The 17,276-nt window shown below is 37.4% G+C and carries 17 protein-coding genes; 8 read left to right on the forward strand and 9 right to left on the reverse strand.

Features of this window, described 5'->3' with window-relative positions:
• Nucleotides 1-35: 35 nt before the first annotated feature.
• On the reverse strand, nucleotides 36-1,577 hold the full coding sequence (locus MHB55_RS20870) for a Mur ligase family protein (protein WP_340863919.1): 1,542 nt from the start codon (nucleotides 1,575-1,577) through the stop codon (nucleotides 36-38).
• A gap of 265 nt (nucleotides 1,578-1,842) precedes the next feature.
• Nucleotides 1,843-2,136, reverse strand: coding sequence for a DUF6509 family protein (locus MHB55_RS20875; RefSeq protein WP_154312049.1), 294 nt, complete (start codon nucleotides 2,134-2,136; stop codon nucleotides 1,843-1,845).
• A gap of 96 nt (nucleotides 2,137-2,232) precedes the next feature.
• Between MHB55_RS20875 and MHB55_RS20880 the strand changes: the two genes are divergently transcribed.
• A complete protein-coding gene (locus tag MHB55_RS20880; protein WP_144540072.1) occupies nucleotides 2,233-2,415 on the forward strand; it encodes a hypothetical protein in 183 nt (60 codons plus the stop codon).
• A gap of 3 nt (nucleotides 2,416-2,418) precedes the next feature.
• Here MHB55_RS20880 and MHB55_RS20885 read toward each other — a convergent pair whose 3' ends face one another.
• From MHB55_RS20885 to MHB55_RS20900, 4 genes are all read right to left on the reverse strand, one after another.
• Nucleotides 2,419-3,438: a serine hydrolase domain-containing protein gene (locus MHB55_RS20885; RefSeq protein WP_340863920.1), complete on the reverse strand. Its 1,020-nt coding sequence runs from the start codon at nucleotides 3,436-3,438 to the stop codon at nucleotides 2,419-2,421.
• 23 nt (nucleotides 3,439-3,461) lie between these two features.
• Nucleotides 3,462-6,083 (reverse strand): cation-translocating P-type ATPase, encoded by a 2,622-nt coding sequence (locus tag MHB55_RS20890; RefSeq protein ID WP_340863991.1) that lies wholly within the window; start codon nucleotides 6,081-6,083, stop codon nucleotides 3,462-3,464.
• A gap of 268 nt (nucleotides 6,084-6,351) precedes the next feature.
• Entirely contained in the window at nucleotides 6,352-7,005 is a 654-nt protein-coding gene (locus MHB55_RS20895; protein ID WP_151111998.1) for a glyoxalase, read from the reverse strand.
• 13 nt (nucleotides 7,006-7,018) lie between these two features.
• Nucleotides 7,019-7,462, reverse strand: a complete 444-nt coding sequence (locus MHB55_RS20900) for an ASCH domain-containing protein (RefSeq protein ID WP_151111996.1) — start codon at nucleotides 7,460-7,462, stop codon at nucleotides 7,019-7,021.
• Nucleotides 7,463-7,664: 202 nt separating this feature from the next.
• Here MHB55_RS20900 and MHB55_RS20905 point away from each other — a divergent pair, with 202 nt between their 5' ends.
• The 6 genes from MHB55_RS20905 (at nucleotide 7,665) to MHB55_RS20930 (ending at nucleotide 12,906) form a co-directional block, all read left to right on the forward strand.
• Entirely contained in the window at nucleotides 7,665-8,837 is a 1,173-nt protein-coding gene (locus tag MHB55_RS20905; protein ID WP_154312046.1) for an alanyl-tRNA editing protein, read from the forward strand.
• A gap of 63 nt (nucleotides 8,838-8,900) precedes the next feature.
• Nucleotides 8,901-9,335 (forward strand): hypothetical protein, encoded by a 435-nt coding sequence (locus MHB55_RS20910; protein ID WP_191697370.1) that lies wholly within the window; start codon nucleotides 8,901-8,903, stop codon nucleotides 9,333-9,335.
• A 153-nt stretch (nucleotides 9,336-9,488) separates the two neighbouring features.
• Nucleotides 9,489-9,893, forward strand: coding sequence for a MarR family winged helix-turn-helix transcriptional regulator (locus tag MHB55_RS20915; RefSeq protein ID WP_144540086.1), 405 nt, complete (start codon nucleotides 9,489-9,491; stop codon nucleotides 9,891-9,893).
• A 6-nt stretch (nucleotides 9,894-9,899) separates the two neighbouring features.
• Nucleotides 9,900-11,075, forward strand: coding sequence for an MFS transporter (locus MHB55_RS20920; protein ID WP_144540088.1), 1,176 nt, complete (start codon nucleotides 9,900-9,902; stop codon nucleotides 11,073-11,075).
• A gap of 194 nt (nucleotides 11,076-11,269) precedes the next feature.
• Complete coding sequence (locus MHB55_RS20925; protein WP_340845111.1) at nucleotides 11,270-11,806, forward strand: superoxide dismutase family protein; 537 nt, start codon at nucleotides 11,270-11,272, stop codon at nucleotides 11,804-11,806.
• Between the two features lie 17 nt (nucleotides 11,807-11,823).
• The gene (locus tag MHB55_RS20930; protein WP_154312043.1) at nucleotides 11,824-12,906 is read left to right on the forward strand and encodes a CAP domain-containing protein; all 1,083 of its coding nucleotides are present in this window, start codon (nucleotides 11,824-11,826) and stop codon (nucleotides 12,904-12,906) included.
• A 52-nt stretch (nucleotides 12,907-12,958) separates the two neighbouring features.
• On the opposite strand, the gene nfsA is transcribed toward MHB55_RS20930, so the two are convergent.
• The 3 genes from nfsA to adh form a co-directional block, all read right to left on the reverse strand.
• Nucleotides 12,959-13,690, reverse strand: coding sequence for an oxygen-insensitive NADPH nitroreductase (gene nfsA / locus MHB55_RS20935; RefSeq protein ID WP_340863921.1), 732 nt, complete (start codon nucleotides 13,688-13,690; stop codon nucleotides 12,959-12,961).
• Nucleotides 13,691-13,896: 206 nt separating this feature from the next.
• Nucleotides 13,897-14,259 carry a DUF779 domain-containing protein gene (locus MHB55_RS20940; RefSeq protein ID WP_144540310.1) on the reverse strand — a complete coding sequence of 121 codons (363 nt, stop codon included), beginning with the start codon at nucleotides 14,257-14,259 and terminating at the stop codon, nucleotides 13,897-13,899.
• 26 nt (nucleotides 14,260-14,285) lie between these two features.
• The gene (gene adh / locus MHB55_RS20945; RefSeq protein ID WP_144540096.1) at nucleotides 14,286-15,806 is read right to left on the reverse strand and encodes an aldehyde dehydrogenase; all 1,521 of its coding nucleotides are present in this window, start codon (nucleotides 15,804-15,806) and stop codon (nucleotides 14,286-14,288) included.
• 392 nt (nucleotides 15,807-16,198) lie between these two features.
• On the opposite strand from adh, the gene MHB55_RS20950 reads away from it, so the two are divergent.
• Nucleotides 16,199-17,017 carry a YitT family protein gene (locus MHB55_RS20950; protein ID WP_144540312.1) on the forward strand — a complete coding sequence of 273 codons (819 nt, stop codon included), beginning with the start codon at nucleotides 16,199-16,201 and terminating at the stop codon, nucleotides 17,015-17,017.
• Nucleotides 17,018-17,276 lie beyond the last annotated feature (259 nt).

Here is a 17,276-nt window from a genome sequence, read left to right on the forward strand (position 1 = left end):
GCAGTCCTACATTTAATGTATGGACTGCTTTTAAATTAGGAATTACCAGCTACACGTTTTTCTAATGGCTGATATAATTTCTTTTTATCTACATCTGGTAGGATGGTTTCTAACTGTTCCAGTGCAATTTTTGCACCGTAGTCCATTCCCTGACAGCCACCTAAAAGTACTAAATCTCCTTCGGAAACTTCTCTTAGACTAGAACTGATGGCTTCTGGAAGTTCCTCATATAGACGAACAGTAATACCTGCTTCATCCATTACTTCTTTGAATACGGCAAGCTCTTGGTCGGAAACAACATCCTTTTGAGTAACATGGGAACGACTTAAAGTAGCAATTACCTCATCAATACCTAATCTTGGTGCCCACTTGGCAATTGCCTCCGCATTTTCTCTATTAACAATTACTCCTCTGTCCCCACGAATAGCATAGACGAGGGAAATACGATTAAAATCCATTTTTTCTAACGTGCCAAGTGTTATATCTATATTTCCGCTGTTTGCAAAGTGATCATCGATTATTTTAAAATCGTCTTCAAAAATGATTTCAAAACGTCTCTCCACCCCTACAAACTCAAATAAGCTCTTTTGAATCGTCTTAACAGGAACTCCACATAACAATCCTGCAACAATACTTACCATTGAGTTATAAACAGAATGATATCCAGGTGTAGAAAGTTCAATAGAGAATTGTTGACGAGGAATTACAACATCTTCTGCCACTAAATCTCTTTGAATCTCTACCGTAAATTTCGCTCGTCCAGTTGATAAGTCTAAATCCTTACATATTACATCTGCTGACTGTTCTTCTATTCCAATTGTAATAACTGAAGCTTTCGTTTTATTTACTAGTGAGGCTGAATACGCATCATCTAAATTTAAAATTGCTATTTTGTCTGCACCAGCGTCACGTATTAAACTTGATTTGTGCTCAAAATACTTTTCAAAGGATGAATGTAAATCAATATGCTCTCTACTTATATTATTTAACGTCACTATGTCAAAATCGACACAGCCTACACGATTTAACTCCAATGCAGAGGACGAAACCTCCATTGTAGCGTGAGTTACACCTTCGTCTACCATCTTAGCGTAAAATCTCTGTAAATCGAGAGATTCTGGTGTGGTTAGTTCTGAAGGCTCTGCATAATCACCAATTTTAACTACTACAGTTCCCATTAAACCTGTTTTAAGACCATGATTCTCTAAAATAGCATTAGTCATAAAGGAAGTAGATGTCTTTCCATTAGTAGCGGTAATACCTATTGTTTTAAGCTTACGTGTTGGATGACCGTAGTAAGCAGATGCAAGTGCAGCTAAAGCTTTACGTGCATCCTCCACTTTGTATTGTGGTACTTCTAAAGCGTCTATAAAATCCTCTACTACGAGTGCCACCGCACCATTTTCTACAGCTTGTCCAGCAAATTTATGGCCGTCCGCCTTAAAGCCTTTTATACAAACGAATACTTGTCCTTCCTCCACCTTACGTGAATTATAAGCAAGTCCTGTAATATTAATATTTTTAGCATTTTTGACGTCAATTATAGATAGTTGATTCATCAAATTTGTTAGTTCCATCAAAATAGCCACCTTTTATTTGTAAAATCTTCTCTGTCAATTTTACATCAATTCAAATAAGAAGGAAACTAAAAGGGAAACCAAGATTCCGGAAAAGACGTTACCAAAATAGTCCTTCAATTGAATCAATTTCATAATTGGTGTTTATACGGACAAATAAAACTGTCACCCGCATGCTATTACAATTGGGAAAGTGCCATTTACGAAATTACTTCAACTATAAAAATAAAAAGGTCGTAAGATTTTCTTCTTACGACCTCACTTTTTATTCTACTTCGCTATAATGTTCTACACAAAAAGCAAGCACAACTGACTCTTCACTTTCCTCTAAACCGTAATCTAATACTTTTCCATCTTTACGATCAAGGAAATGATATTGTACAATCTTTGACTCCGTATCTAAAACAGCTAAAATAACTCGTAAGTCTAATGAGCTTGCCTCTTCAAATAATTCGTCGTCCTCCGGAACCTCAAAGCCTAGTAAAAATTCATATCGGTCACCTGCAATAATTCCTGTTGGATCCTTTATCTTTTCAACCTCATAAGATGTTATATTCAAAAAGTCCACCTCCGTCTATAGTTTATCATTTTTACAGAGCATTTTCTTATTTAGTTAGCTATAATAGAGAGATTAAAATAGAGAAGGAGAATCACCATGCTTAATCCAGAAAAAATAATTTATATTCTTGTTCCCGTCTTTCTTCTCCTATTGGTGTTTGGGGATGGACTTAATAATATCGTCTATTCTATCTTATCGTTTCTTTTAGGAATATCGATGCTCTATCTAGCATTTACGCTGTTACGTAAACAACGTGAGGAGCGAAAGAATCGTAAATAAGGATTAAAGCTCTTGTGTTTGCTCAATCACTTTCAGCATAGCAAAAGCACCCTTAGACTTATTGGAGCAGACTGCAAGTTTAATTTGTTGAGCTGGATAGTAGGCTGAATGAAAGCTAACACCAGGGTCATATCCCATCACATGATACTTGTTAATATTGTTCCCACTTTTCTTTATCCATACTCCGTATCCGTAGTAATCATCATCTTGTTCCTGTACATGTGGATAAAGCAAGGCAGATGTGGTTTCCTCACTTAAAAATTTATTATCTAAAAGGGCCTCCCAGAAAAGAACCATATCCGCTGCTGTGATAAATGCTCCGCCATCTGCGCCCCCTTGGACAGGTATAGAATATATATTCGTTTTCCATGTCCCATCTGCTTTGTCTATATAGCCTAAGGCTGTATTTTTAGGTAGTGCATCCATTGCAAAATACCCTGAGCTTTTCATTCCTGCTTTTTCAAATATATTTTTTTCTATATATTGTTGAAAGGACAATCCTGAAGCCTGTTCTATTATTAATCCAAGTAAAATATATCCTGCGTTATTGTAATGAAATCTTTCTCCTGGGTTGAATTTCATCTTCCCTTCCTGAAAAAATGGTAAGAAATCCTCCAGCTTACGCATATGATACATCGGCTTATCTATCCATAGTTCCTCAAAGTCTTCCATAATTTCTTCATCAAAATAGTCTGGTATTCCAGAAGTATGTGTTAGCAGATGATGAATAGTTATTGATTCATCAAAATAAGGGAAATTATAAGACAAGCAATCCTTTAACTTTTGGTCAAAATACAATTTCCCTGCCTCTACTAACTGACTAACAGCTACTGCAGTAAAAATCTTACAGCCTGAAGCAATACCATATCTAGTGTCTGCTATGTTAGACAATTCCTCCGAACGATTGGCGTAACCAAAACTACATTCTGCTAGTGTAGACTTCCCTTGTTTTACGAAAATACTCCCTGAAAACTGAGACTCTCTTTGAGCTAAGATAATTTGTTGATCTATTGAGTTCTTCATTTTATTTCCCCCATATGAATCTTCTATTTTTTAACAATCTTCACTACTTCATTTAAGACTAAAGGAAGTAGGCTTAGTCCAATAACAATTAACCAATCTCTAGCTTGTAACGACTGTACACTAAATAATTCAGAGATAGGCCCAACAGAAACAATGACCACCTGCAGTGCCACACCTAACAGTGTGGAATAGACTAACAGTTTGTTTTTAAATAATCCTGCTTTAAAAACGGATTGGTTCATAGAACGAAAGTTAAAAGAATGAATAAGCTGAGAAAAGCTTAAAGTGATAAATGCCATGGTTTGAGCATGTGTAAGCAATTCCTCCGAGACATTACTTGTGACTCCTTTTAGACCAATTAAGAAGGCTGCTAAAGTAATAATACCTATTAAAAGTCCGTTCAATAATAAGAACGGAAGCATCCCGCGAAATAATTGTTCCTTTTTAGGTCTTGGCTTTTCCTTCATCACTCCTGGTTCCTCAGGATCCATACCAAGAGCTAGAGCTGGGAAAGTATCCGTTACTAAGTTTACCCATAAAATATGGATAGAACGTAGTGGTGTCGGCCAGCCGGCAATAATTGCAAAAAACAATGCAATAATTTCCCCTAAATTACAGGACAATAAGAAAATAATGGACTTTTTAATATTTTTATAAATATTTCGTCCTTCTTCAACTGCCTTAACAATGGAGGCAAAATTGTCGTCCGTTAGTACCATGTCTGAGGCACCTTTTGCAACATCCGTTCCAGTAATCCCCATAGCCACTCCTATATCGGCCTCTTTTAAGGATGGTGCATCATTCACTCCATCACCCGTCATCGAAACAGTGTTACCTGCTGCCTTCATCGCTTGCACAATTTTAACCTTATGTTCTGGAGAAACTCGTGCAAATACATTAATCTTCTTACATGTCTCTATTAGTTTCTCTTGCTCTAAGGAGTCTAACTCTATTCCTTCCATGACCTCAGAATCTGATGAAGCTATTCCAAGATCCTTTGCAATAGCAAATGCTGTGTCTTTATGATCTCCCGTAATCATTACTGTGCGAATACCTGCACTTTTACAAAGAGCAATTGAGTCCTTTACCTCTAACCTTGGAGGATCAATCATACCTACGAACCCTACGAAAATCAGGTCCTTTTCTGCCTGTTCAACAGCTACATCATTTTCCAACTTGTATGCTGCTGCCAGCACTCGAAGTGCTGAGCTAGACATAGAATGGGAGGCATTTAAAATACTTTTTTTATCCGCCTCTGTTAATATTTTAACTTCTCCATCCATCCAGATTCTATTACAACGACCAAGTAAGCGATCAATTGCCCCTTTTGTCATATAATAGTAGCCATCTTCAGATTTATGGATCGTTGTCATTAGCTTGCGTTCAGAATCAAATGGAATTTCCGCAACTCTTTGAAGCTCAGCCTCTAACAGTGTTTTTTCTAATCCATGATTTACTCCTGCTACAATTAACGCAATTTCTGTTGGATCTCCTGTTTCTGCATCCTTTGTATAAGTAGCATCATTACATAAAACAAAAATTTTCATTAAATGCTCATGTCCAGCACCAGCTCGCCCTAAATCTGCTATCTCTTGAATCTCTCCATTCAAGAAAAATTTAGTTACAGTCATTTTGTTTTGTGTAAGCGTACCTGTTTTGTCAGAACAAATAACGTTAACAGACCCCAAGGCCTCAACGGCTGGGAGTTTACGAATGATTACATTTTGTTTAATCATTCTTTGCACGCCAATTGCCAACACAATTGAAACAATTGCAGGCATCCCCTCTGGAATTGCTGCAACTGCAAGACTGATTGCGATCATGAACATTTCTAGTAAATCTCTTCCTTGAATCATGCCGATTAAAAAGATAAGTAAGGAAATACCTATTGCAGCAAAACCTAGATACTTACCTACCTGTGCTAAGCTTTTTTGTAATGGAGTCTGTTCATCGCCTGTATGTAACATCCCTGCTATTTTACCAATTTGTGTATTCATACCTGTTCCTACTACCACACCTGTTCCCCTACCTGCAGTGACAAGTGTAGACATGAATAACATATTTTTTTGGTCTCCCAGCGGAATAGTCTTTTCCTCCACATTAAGTGTTGTATATGCATCTTTTTCCACTGGAACAGATTCTCCAGTTAATGCCGCTTCCTCTACCTTAAGATTAGCGGATTCAATTAATCGGATATCACACGGTATATACGATCCTGCTCCTACCACCACTATATCCCCAGAGACTACTTCAATGGAGTCAATCTCTTTAGTTTGACCATCTCTTTTCACTACCGCTCTCGGAGTGGACATATTTTTTAGCGCTTCCAATGCTTCCTCTGCTTTTGACTCTTGTATGACTCCAACAATGGCATTGATAATAACTACTATCCCAATAATAATGGCGTCAGTTATTTCTCCTACAAAAGCAGATACAAATGCAGCAATAATAAGAACATAAATAAGCACATTATTAATTTGGGCAAAAATTCTTTCTGGCCATGACTTCCTTTTAGCAGTTGCCAATCGATTTGGACCATTTTTTTCTAACCTTTGCCTGGCTTCCTCGGTTGTTAGTCCACCTTGTACATTCACTTGCAACTCTTTTGCTATCTCTTCAGAAGATTTTTTATACCACATGGATATTCTCTCCTCCTCTTTAAGGATATCTTACCTTAATAAATACATTATAATGTAAAAAATAATAGTTATAGCAGAATTTTTAGAATGCTTTAGAATTTTAAATGTTTTATTTGTGACAATAGAATATAAAGAGGAGTAATTGCAGGGTCTAAATAAAGAACTCATAGATCTTTTGAGGAAGAAATATTAAATCTATTTTCCTCTAAAACGACCCTTGAATATATTAAGAAAAAGCCACTGTAACACACAGAAGTGTTATCAGTCGCTTATATTATTCCTCCGATAATTCTCCAGTTTCTAGGACAGTAATGCTTTTACCATTAGTTAGCTGGATGCTTATTGGGGATGTAACGCTCATTCTTTTAGAGAAATACCATCTGCGCTTTGGGGGAACTAATAATATAAATGTATCCTTTCTGCCTAAGAAATTCAGTTCCTCCGGCTCAATGCTGACATGGCCGGATACAGAAATACCTAACGCTTGAAGCTGTTCGCCGACCTCTTTTACAAAAGGTGTCGTTATACTTACTTCACTTACATTTAGTAAAGATTCAATGGTGAAATCACTCCATTTATCCACATGTCTTCTAGCGATAAACTCAATCACATTCCCTGCCGGGTCCTCAAAGTAAAATGCGTCTGCATCAAACCGAGCATAATAAATGTCTTCCAACCCATCCTCTCTATTTAGCAATACTCTTTCTTTTGCCCATAGCTTAGCAAGTGTGTATTGGTTGCCTGGAATGTTAATGGCAAAATGATATAGCGAAGCGTGTTCTGATTCTTTAAAAACAAGCTTAGACTCACCAATATCCATTTGAAAATAATGGTCTCCTGCTTCGGTAATTTGGAACTCTAATACATTTTCGTAAAAGCCGCGCAGTTCCTGTAACCTGTTTGTATACATTGTTACTATTTTAAACATCCTCGCACCCCTCTTATTTAACGTCTACTAATTCAAAGCGCTCACAAACTAACAATAGATCTTCTTCAAACTTTAAGCCTATTTTGTTTAATTCATCAGTAAAAAAATTTATGTGCGTTTTTTTCCAATAATCATAACTTCTGTCACCTTCACCCTCTGCGTAGGCAAACTCCTTTGAAACCTTATTCATCGGTTCAATACTGACATCAGAAGTTCTTATAATACACACCGGTTCATCCCTTGCATTTAAGATAATACTATAATCACCGACCTTTGGAAGTGGCTCCTTTTCAATCTCATATAGTATATGTGCCGAACAGGTAGCAGATTTCACTTTGTCTACTACAAGTCTTGCTAATGTATCAGCATCATCTCCAAATTGCCAAGCAGATACTTCTGGCTCTTCCTCATTGTCTTTCCAAAAAAAGTTCCAATATTCTCTTGATGCTATATTCATTTTTGCATACCTCTTTTATTTAATATTTCGTTAATTTTAGTATAGGGAAGGATTTTTAAAATTACTATTGATATTTTTGCCCGTTCTCTTTAAAATACATAAATTAACCATTTGAATATGAAAAATGAAGGATTTTAAAAGAAGCGGGATATATACAGTATTAGAGGAAGAACTATCCTCATAAAACAAGGGAGCTAATGAAATGACTAAAAAATTATATTACGAAGATCCTTATCTAACTACCTTTACTGCCAATATCGTAAAACAAGAACCGGAATATGTGGTTATTTCAGAAACAGCTTTCTATCCTACAGGTGGTGGGCAGCCATGTGATTTAGGTAGATTAAACGGTATTTCAGTGATCAATGTAGAAGTGGTAAATGATGAAATCAGACATTTTCTTGCCGAACCGCTAGATCCGGATATTACAAAAATTGAAGGAAAGATTGAATGGTCAAGACGTTTCGACCATATGCAGCAGCATGCTGGTCAACACATATTATCTGCAGCGTTCGCCGAGCTTTTCCAGCTGCAAACAGTAAGCTTCCACCTAGGCAAAGAAAGTGTCACTATAGATTTAGATGTACCCGAGATTTCTGCTGAGCAATTACAAGAAGTAGAGGATTTAGCCAATCAAATTATCCTAGAAAACCGTCCTATTGAGACAAAGTGGGTTACGGAGGAGGAGCTAGCTCAATATAATTTACGTAAGGCGACAAGTGTAAAGGAAGATATTCGATTAGTCATTATCCCTGATTATGATTACAATGCTTGCGGGGGGATCCATCCCTCTACTACCGGACAAGTGAGCTCGATCAAAATTCTACAAACTGAGAAACAAAAGCGCCAAGTTCGTGTAGAATTTGTTTGTGGACAAAGGGTTATAACTCAGTTTCATCGTAAGCATTCCATCCTGCTCAATCTGATTAGCACTCTTAGCACACCTGAGGAAAAACTGGAGGACGCAGCAAATAGCATCCTATTCACAAATAAATCACTAGAAAAACAAATAACTGAATTAAACAACAAAATCCTTCAATATGAAGCGAAAGATTTATTAAATGAGTCTAATAATGAAGTTATAGGTGTCACCTTTGAAAATAGAACTATCCAGGATCTTCAAAAGCTAGCTCGCTTCCTCGTGGAGGAGTCACCTAACACATTGTGTATTTTTGTATCACATAATGATGAAAAGCTTCAAGTTGTGGTGGCCAAGGGGAAAAACAGAGAAGAAAATATGAAATTATGGATTCAGCAAATAATACTTCCTATAAACGGCAAAGGTGGTGGCAACGAAATGATTGCTCAGGGAGGTGGAGAGGCATTACTTTCTAGTGCCGACCTTTTAAACAACGCTTTAACCCATGTTAGGTAATACCGTGCCAATTAACTCCTTCCTACATATACTAATTTGACTAAGTAGAAGGAGGGCTTTAATTTGACAAATCAATTTAATTTTCCAGGTGGATTTCCGGGAGGACCCGGAGGACCACCTGGCGGGCAGGGCATTCCAGGCTTCCCTGGGATACCTGGGATGCCTGGGATGCCAGGTTTCCCTAATAGACCTCCTGGCGGTCAAGGGAGCCCCGGTAGACCTCCTGGGCAAAATACTCAAGGAGGTGCTCCAACTAGCCCTCCTCCCTCGTTTGTTCCCCAACAAAGACAGGATGTAGGCGTTTTTGCAGTTGACCCTGGTGCTATAAGAAGCTGCCTATTTCGCAACACGTATATTTGGTTGAACAACGGTAGAAGCTTTTGGATTTTCCCAACGTATGTGGGAAGAAACTCTGTATCTGGTTTCCGCTGGAACGGTTTTCGCTGGACCTTCTACGGAACTGATCTTGGAAGAATTACATCCTTTCAATGTTTTTAAAAGAAGCCGAGTTTTCTCGGCTTTTTCTAATGCTATTAAGTGTATAGGTTAAAATAATGTCATTTTCTTCTAATTCACTTTACAAATTTTGTCCTACGAATTAAAATATAAACTTAGCTAGTTAAATATATTTCCAGATAAGGAGTCATTAAGATGACAAATCCACTTATTCATGAGCTTTTTCAAAAGACTCGTTTTTTATCCTATGAAAGTAACAAAACGCTAAAGGATTATAGTCTTTATTCCTCCCAATGGTCGGTCTTAAACTGTGTTTATAAACATACTGAGATGACATTGACTCAAATTTGGAAGTATTTAAATGTAGAAGCACCTACTATTACCCGCACAGTCAATCGATTAGCCACTTTAGGCTGGTTAGACATAAAGACTGGAAAAGATCGTCGCGAAAAAATAGTTAGGCTCTCAACTAAAGCTCTACAGGAATTCCCTAATATCGAAAGCTCCATGAATGCTTTTGAAAACGAAATGCTTTCTGCCCTTTCTAAAGAAGAGCAAGAGCTTTTTATGGGATTGCTAAAAAAAATTAACAAGGAGTAATGTTTTTTGAGTAACAAGGAACCAATATGGACCAAACCTTTTATCAGTTTGTTCAGTACAAACTTCTCCATATTTATCATTTTCTATGGCTTAGTAACCGTCCTTCCTCTTTACGCTACAGATGTATTAGAGCGTTCGGATGAAGAGGCTGGCTTACTAATGACCATCTTTTTATTATCTGCAATCATTATGCGTCCATTTACCGGTAAGCTTTTAGATATAGCTGGCAAGAGAAAAATGCTCTGGATTAGCTTAATTTTATACTTGATATGTACAGTGTTGTATTACTTCATAGAGCCCTTTACTATCTTACTTGCTTTACGATTTGTACAAGGTATCTGGTTTAGTATCGCCACAACTGCAAGTGGCTCTCTGGCAGCAGATAATATTCCACCATCTAGACGCGGTGCAGGTTTAGGGTACTTTACTATGTCTACTAACTTAGCGGTAGTAGTTGGCCCTTTCATAGCACTAACGATTGTACAATATTTCTCCTATGATATATTCTTTATTGCTATGAGTGTACTTCTACTGATTGGTGCTTTATCAGCATTATCTATTCCAGCAGAAAAACAGCCAGCAGTACCACCTGTAAAAACAAGAATGACACTAAATGATTTATTTGAGAAGAGATCTTTACCAATAGCATTAATCGGTAGCTTGATTGCTTTTTCATATGCAAGTATTCTTTCTTATTTATCTATTTACTCACAGCAAAAAGGTGTACTGCATCTAACAAGTAGCTTCTTTGCCGTATTTGCTATCGTGATGCTTGTTACTCGACCGTTCACCGGAAGAATTTTTGACGAAAAAGGGCCTAGATACATAATAATACCTGGATTAATATCCTTTATGTTTGGACTAATTTTATTGGCATATATGGATAGCCCTTTTACATTTTTATTATCTGGTGCTTTTATTGGTCTAGGATACGGAGCAGTTGTGCCTAGCTTCCAAACGCTAGCTATTCAATCTACTACTCATGAACGGAGCGGATATGCAACTGCTACCTTCTTTACATTGTTTGATACAGGCATCGCTATAGGGTCTTTTGTTCTCGGCATTGTCGCATCTAAGCTGGGTTACCAAGGTCTCTATCTATTATCTAGCGGTATTGTTGTTTTGACATTGATTGTATTCTTAATGCGAATGAAACAATTGAGAGCTAACCTTTATAAATAAAATTGTTTTACTTCATTTGGACATGCATTCCTTTACTATATAACTATACTAATAATCGAATCTAATATTCTAAATACAAAGCACAATGCAGAATAAACAACTGCATTGTGCTTTTAATTTAAATAGATGTATATAAACCCTATATTTGGTAAGACTTATGTGGAATTATAATTATAAAATTAGGAGGGGCATAGGTGTATAAACATATTGTAGGCACTATAGTACTAACTAGTGTTTTATTAGCTGGATGTAGCTTTTCTTCAGTTGATGCCAACTTAAGTGAAAAGGTTGATGTTTCATTGATTAATACAGAAGGTAAACAAGTAGGAACTGCCACCCTTTCAGAAACCTCCAAGGGTACCCATATCTTGTTAAAAGCAGAGGGGCTTACTCCTGGAGTAAAGGCCATCCATTTTCATGAGACAGCCAGTTGTGAGAAACCAACATTTGAATCAGCGGGAAGCCATTTTAACCCCGCTGAAAAAGAACATGGTTTTCAAAATCCAAAAGGATACCATGCAGGGGATTTACCAAATATTGAGGTAGATAAGGATGGAACTATAGAATTAGAAACAATCTCACCTGCAGTAGTATTAACGCAAGGGAAAAGTAATTCTTTGTTAGACGCTGATGGTAGTGCTATTGTTATTCATGAAAGTGCTGATGATTATAAAACCGACCCTGCAGGGAATTCTGGCAAAAGAATCGTATGTGGAGAAATTAAGAAATAAGTTGGAGTGTGAAACGCGTGAGAAAAGTAGGCTGGTTTCTTCTTTTGTTAGTAGCCATTTTCTTCTCAAGACCGTTGTGGGAAGAATATACAACTGAATATGTTGATCTCTCTTTTCTTCAGCCTGTAGATGAATGGATAGATTCTATGGAGGTTGGTCAGTATCTTAATGAGGCAAAGGCATACTGGCAAGAGATGAAATCTAATCCTACATCATCACCAACTGAAACAAACATCCCTCTTTCTGATACAGGCATTGAGCTAGATAAGATTAAGATGGGTATGAAAAAAAGTGAGATTGAAACGATATACGGTAAGGCCCAAAGAGTTAGCTTAAACGAATATGGCTTAGTTTGGCATACTCATCATGAAAACTACCAAAACTTTATGATGATCTCTTATGACTCACAAAATAAAGTAAATGCCATGTTCACCAATCAACCTTCTAACTCTATGTTTTTAGGATTGACTATGGATAGCAACAGAGATCAAGTTGTTGCAGCTTTAGGTGAGCCTATTAAACGTTTGAAAAAAGGTAACATTGTCTACCTCCTGCCAGACTCTGGTGAGTATGATCTGTTTTTGATAAATAACAGCTATATTACATTTTTTTATGATATACATGAGAGCAGTACGATTACAGCGATTCAAATTGTAGAAGAATCTGTAGAAAAAAACCATAAAGCAACCTTTGGCGAACCTTCTGAGGAACTCAAAAAAGGATTTGAATATCAGCTTTTCGATTTAACAAATGCAGCACGTGCCATTCGAGGTTTACCTATCCTTACATACGATGAACCAGTAAGTGATACGGCACGAAAGCATAGTGAAGATATGGCTATTCATAATTATTTTAGTCATGATAACTTACAGGGTCTCACCCCCTTTGAACGAATGGAGCAGGATGGTCTTAGCTTTACCTATGCTGGTGAGAATTTAGCATATGGACAAAGCAGCAGCATCTTTGCACATGAGGGACTAATGAACTCACTTGGTCATCGCAAAAATATTTTAAGCCCGAACTATAGGAACCTAGGAGTAGGTACTGCATTTAATGATACAGCTACTCCCTACTACACGGAAAACTTTTTTACAAAATAAAAAGCAATGAAAGAGGATCTCGACTAATTTCGAGATCCTCTTCTTTTAATACTCATTTTAAGTTAAATCCTTTGCTCGCTAAAAATTTCTTCATATGAGGTCTCCGAGGGCTTTCTAAGAAATCTGACATTTGACTTGTCCAAGTAGATACTTTTTGATTTGACCCACGGCTCAAGTAATATTCCTTCATCGTTTCATCGTATACTTTTAAAAGTTCAGCGTACTTATCAGAATCATAATCATTTTCATGTAAAATAGCCTCTACTGGTAATCTTGGCTTTACCTCGTTATGTTGATCTGGTACCCCTAAGGTGATTGCAAAAAGTGGGAATACTCCCTCTGGCAGATTAAATATAGTGCTTATTTCATCAGGGGCATTTCTAACCCCACCAATATAACAAATCCCATAGCCCTTGTCTTCAGCTGCAATAACAAGATTTTGAGCGAACAATGCAACGTCTACCGCTCCTACTAACACGTTTTCAGTAGTATCGATTGTTATTTTCTTCTCTTGTATTTCCCCTGCTGCTTGCAATCGATTAAAGTCTGCACACATTAATAGAGCTGCTCCCGCAGTGCTAAATTGTGTAGGATTTTTGGATAGTCTACCTAGCTCTTCTCTTTTCCCCTCATCCGAGACCCATATAACACTATAGGCTTGCACAAAGTGAGAGCTTGCTGCATGCTGTGCTGTTTCTATAAGCTCTGCAACTTCTTCTCTTGATAGCTGGTAGTCCTTATATTTTCTTACGGAAGCATGTGCTCGTAACAGTTCTTTCACCATCTGATTTCCTTCTTTCTTTGTGTGTTGTAATTTTAGTATAGCTTAATTTATTTTAGGAATGAAACAAAGCAAACTATAGCATTGAAAAGATAGCTTAAGCGTCTTAACACAAATAAAATGGAGAGAGTAAGATCGAGCTCTCCTATTTAGTAAATCAAATAAAATAAGCACAGAAAGAGGGATATCCATTTCTGTGCTTACTATTATTATTTTCTACTACTAAGCTGGCTGTTTTCTTCAGAGGTAAATGCCCTAGACCTTGTTAAGAAACGTTTGCCCTCCACCCCTTCGAGTGAAAACATTCCTCCTCTTCCTTCTACCACATCTATGATGAGTTGTGTGTGCTGCCAGTAGTCAAACTGATTTTTATGCATATAAAACGGTACATCGCCGATATATCCAAGGAGTGTGTCCTGATCTCCTACAATTAGCTCTCCATTTGGATAACACATAGGAGAGGAACCATCACAACATCCTCCTGATTGATGAAACATCAATGGACCGTGCTTACTTTTTAATAATTCAATTAGCTCTAGTGCAGTAGCTGTTGCGATAACTCGTTCAACGATATACACGCACCCTCTCTTATTTTTGCTTAAAAGAACCCTAATTTGTTTTCACTATAGCTCACTAATAGATTTTTTGTTTGTTGATAATGACTGAGCATCATCAAGTGGTTTTCTCGTCCTATTCCAGACATTTTATAGCCACCGAAAGCCGCATGGGCAGGATACTGATGATAGCAATTTGTCCATACGCGCCCTGCTTGAATGGCACGTCCAAAGCGATACGCAATATTCATATTGCGTGTCCATATTCCAGAACCTAAGCCATATAAGGTGTCATTTGCTATTTCCAATGCCTCTTCTTTCGTTTTAAAAGTGGTAACGGATACCACTGGTCCAAAAATCTCTTCCTGGAATATACGCATTTTGTTATGACCTTTGAAGACAGTTGGCTTGATGTAATACCCTTCTGCCAAATCACCCTCTAATGTATTACGTTCTCCACCGATTAAGCATTCTGCACCCTCTTGTTTTCCAATATCTAAATAGGAAAGGATTTTTTCCATTTGTTCAGTAGAAGCCTGGGCTCCCATCATTACATTCGGATCAAGAGGATTCCCTATATTAATAGATTCCACTCGGGCTAGTACCCTCTCCATAAATTTATCGTAAATAGACTCTTGAATAAGCACCCTAGAAGGACATGTACATACCTCGCCTTGGTTAAGGGCAAACAATACAAAGCCTTCTATCGCTTTATCTAAAAATGCATCATCTTCATCCATTATGTCCTCAAAGAAGATATTTGGTGATTTACCTCCAAGCTCTAAAGTTACTGGAATAAGATTTTGAGAAGCATACTGCATGATTAAACGACCAGTAGTAGTTTCACCAGTAAAAGCAATCTTACTAATTCTAGGACTAGACGCTAAAGGTTTACCTGCCTCCAAGCCAAATCCGTTTACGATATTTACTACTCCCGGAGGAATTAAGTCCTCAATTAACTCCATTAGCACCATTATAGATACTGGCGTTTGCTCTGCTGGTTTTAGCACCACGCAGTTACCTGCCGCTAATGCAGGAGCAAGCTTCCATACCGCCATTAGAATTGGAAAGTTCCAAGGGATAATTTGTCCAACTACACCAAGTGGCTCATGGAAATGATAAGCAACCGTATCGTTGTCAATTTGACTCAATTTGCCTTCTTGTGCTCTTATTACACCTGCGAAGTATCGGAAATGGTCAATAGCTAAGGGTAAATCTGCATTTAACGTTTCTCTTACAGCTTTACCATTGTCCCATGTTTCTGCAACAGCCAGCATCTCTAAGTTCTCTTCTAAACGGTTCGCAATTTTGTTTAAAATGTTCGAGCGTTCTGTGACTGAGGTCATACCCCATGCATCCTTAGCAGCATGAGCAGCATCTAATGCCAATTCAATATCTTCCGCAGTGGAGCGCGCAACTTGGGTAAACACTTTCCCTGTCACCGGGGTAACATTCTCAAAGTACTGTCCGTTTACTGGTGGCGTCCACTCTCCGTTAATATAATTTTCATACTTGTCCTTAAAGGAAACCTTTGCCCCATCTGTATTTGGAAATGCATAAACCAACTTATATTCCTCCCTTTTTTATTAGCGCATTTAAATAGTATGCAAAAAAATAATTATGTATGCGCTTACAAAATATGTTTTTTATCACACGAGCTTTCTGAAAAGATAGGTTTATTGAACTCCCTTCCTTCTATTAAAGCTAACCTAAAGTTATATTAACAGACTTTAATAAATTTTTAAAATATTTAGATAACGATAGTGTTAAATAGTATTTTTTAGATTATTTTATTAATATATTGGATTACCCTTTTAATTATTTGAATTTTTTTATAAAATAGAAGAATGGCTATTTTTTTAGAAAAGAGGAGATTAAATTGAGTGAAGTAGCGATTGAGCTAGCAAAGTTAAAAGTGCCCCACAGAAGAACCCCCAAAAAAGTTGTTGCTGGACGAATGATTATGATAGCTATTGGAGCTATCTTGATGGCGGTCGGCCTAGAACTTTTCTTAGTCCCCAATCAAATTCTCGATGGTGGAGTTGTAGGAGTTTCAATCATCATTTCACACTTAACAGGAGTTAGATTAGGAATTTTTATCTTCATATTAAACATCCCATTCTTTTTCCTAGGCTACAAACAAATCGGGAAAACCTTTGCCCTTTCTACCCTTTTCGGTATTACTATACTGTCTCTCTGCACCTCTTATTTGCATCATATCGATCCCTTTACAAAGGATTTACTGTTATCTACAGTATTTGGAGGCATCGTTCTTGGTGTTGGTGTAGGATTAGTTATACGTAACGGAGGATCATTGGATGGTTCCGAAATACTAGCTATTTTATTTAATAAGTCCCTACCCTTTTCCGTTGGGGAAATTATTATGATTATCAATCTTGTGATATTCTCCATAGCAGGATTTGTCTTCAATTGGGAGCAAGCTATGTATTCTTTTTTAGCCTACTTTGTAGCATTTAAAACGATTGATATAGTTATACAAGGTTTGGATGAATCTAAGTCCGTCTTCATCATTAGTGAAAAGGTAGAGGATATTGGAGACACTGTAATGGACCGTCTCGGCCGTGGAGTAACCTATCTACATGGAGAAGGCGCTTATACAGGAGACAGTAAGAAGGTAATCTTTACCGTTGTCACTCGATTAGAGGAGGCCAAGCTAAAATCTATTGTGGAAGAGATAGATTCCCATGCCTTTTTAGCAGTAGGTAACATCGCCGAGGTTCAAGGCGGTAGATTTAAGAAAAAAGACATTCATTAATGAAAAGCTAAAGAGACATTTCTTATTGTTTCGGTATGCTTGAGTAAAGACTTATCAATATCAATACTAAGGAAATCTTGAGAGGATATCCGTGACTTGAGTCACGAATACCCTCTTTTTCAATAATCTAAGGACGTTTGTCTGTCCATTGCCCTTCTTCTATGTCCAGACTCCTTAACCGGTGCTACATATGTGTGATTGGAGCGACAGGCGGCGACTCCAGCAGGATGAGTGAGACAGATAAGACATCACATACGGC

It is taken from the genome of Psychrobacillus sp. FSL K6-1267, assembly GCF_038003265.1.
GTDB classification, from domain to species: Bacteria; Bacillota; Bacilli; order Bacillales_A; family Planococcaceae; genus Psychrobacillus; species Psychrobacillus faecigallinarum.

What these genes read in the sequence shown, in the direction of transcription:
- MHB55_RS20870 (WP_340863919.1), bottom strand. Translation starts at nt 1,577, where the DNA reads ATGGAACTAACAAATTTGATGAATCAACTATCTATAATTGACGTCAAA.
- MHB55_RS20880 (WP_144540072.1), top strand. Translation starts at nt 2,233, where the DNA reads ATGCTTAATCCAGAAAAAATAATTTATATTCTTGTTCCCGTCTTTCTT.
- MHB55_RS20885 (WP_340863920.1), bottom strand. Translation starts at nt 3,438, where the DNA reads ATGAAGAACTCAATAGATCAACAAATTATCTTAGCTCAAAGAGAGTCT.
- MHB55_RS20895 (WP_151111998.1), bottom strand. Translation starts at nt 7,005, where the DNA reads ATGTTTAAAATAGTAACAATGTATACAAACAGGTTACAGGAACTGCGC.
- MHB55_RS20900 (WP_151111996.1), bottom strand. Translation starts at nt 7,462, where the DNA reads ATGAATATAGCATCAAGAGAATATTGGAACTTTTTTTGGAAAGACAAT.
- MHB55_RS20905 (WP_154312046.1), top strand. Translation starts at nt 7,665, where the DNA reads ATGACTAAAAAATTATATTACGAAGATCCTTATCTAACTACCTTTACT.
- MHB55_RS20915 (WP_144540086.1), top strand. Translation starts at nt 9,489, where the DNA reads ATGACAAATCCACTTATTCATGAGCTTTTTCAAAAGACTCGTTTTTTA.
- nfsA (WP_340863921.1), bottom strand. Translation starts at nt 13,690, where the DNA reads ATGGTGAAAGAACTGTTACGAGCACATGCTTCCGTAAGAAAATATAAG.
- MHB55_RS20950 (WP_144540312.1), top strand. Translation starts at nt 16,199, where the DNA reads ATGATTATGATAGCTATTGGAGCTATCTTGATGGCGGTCGGCCTAGAA.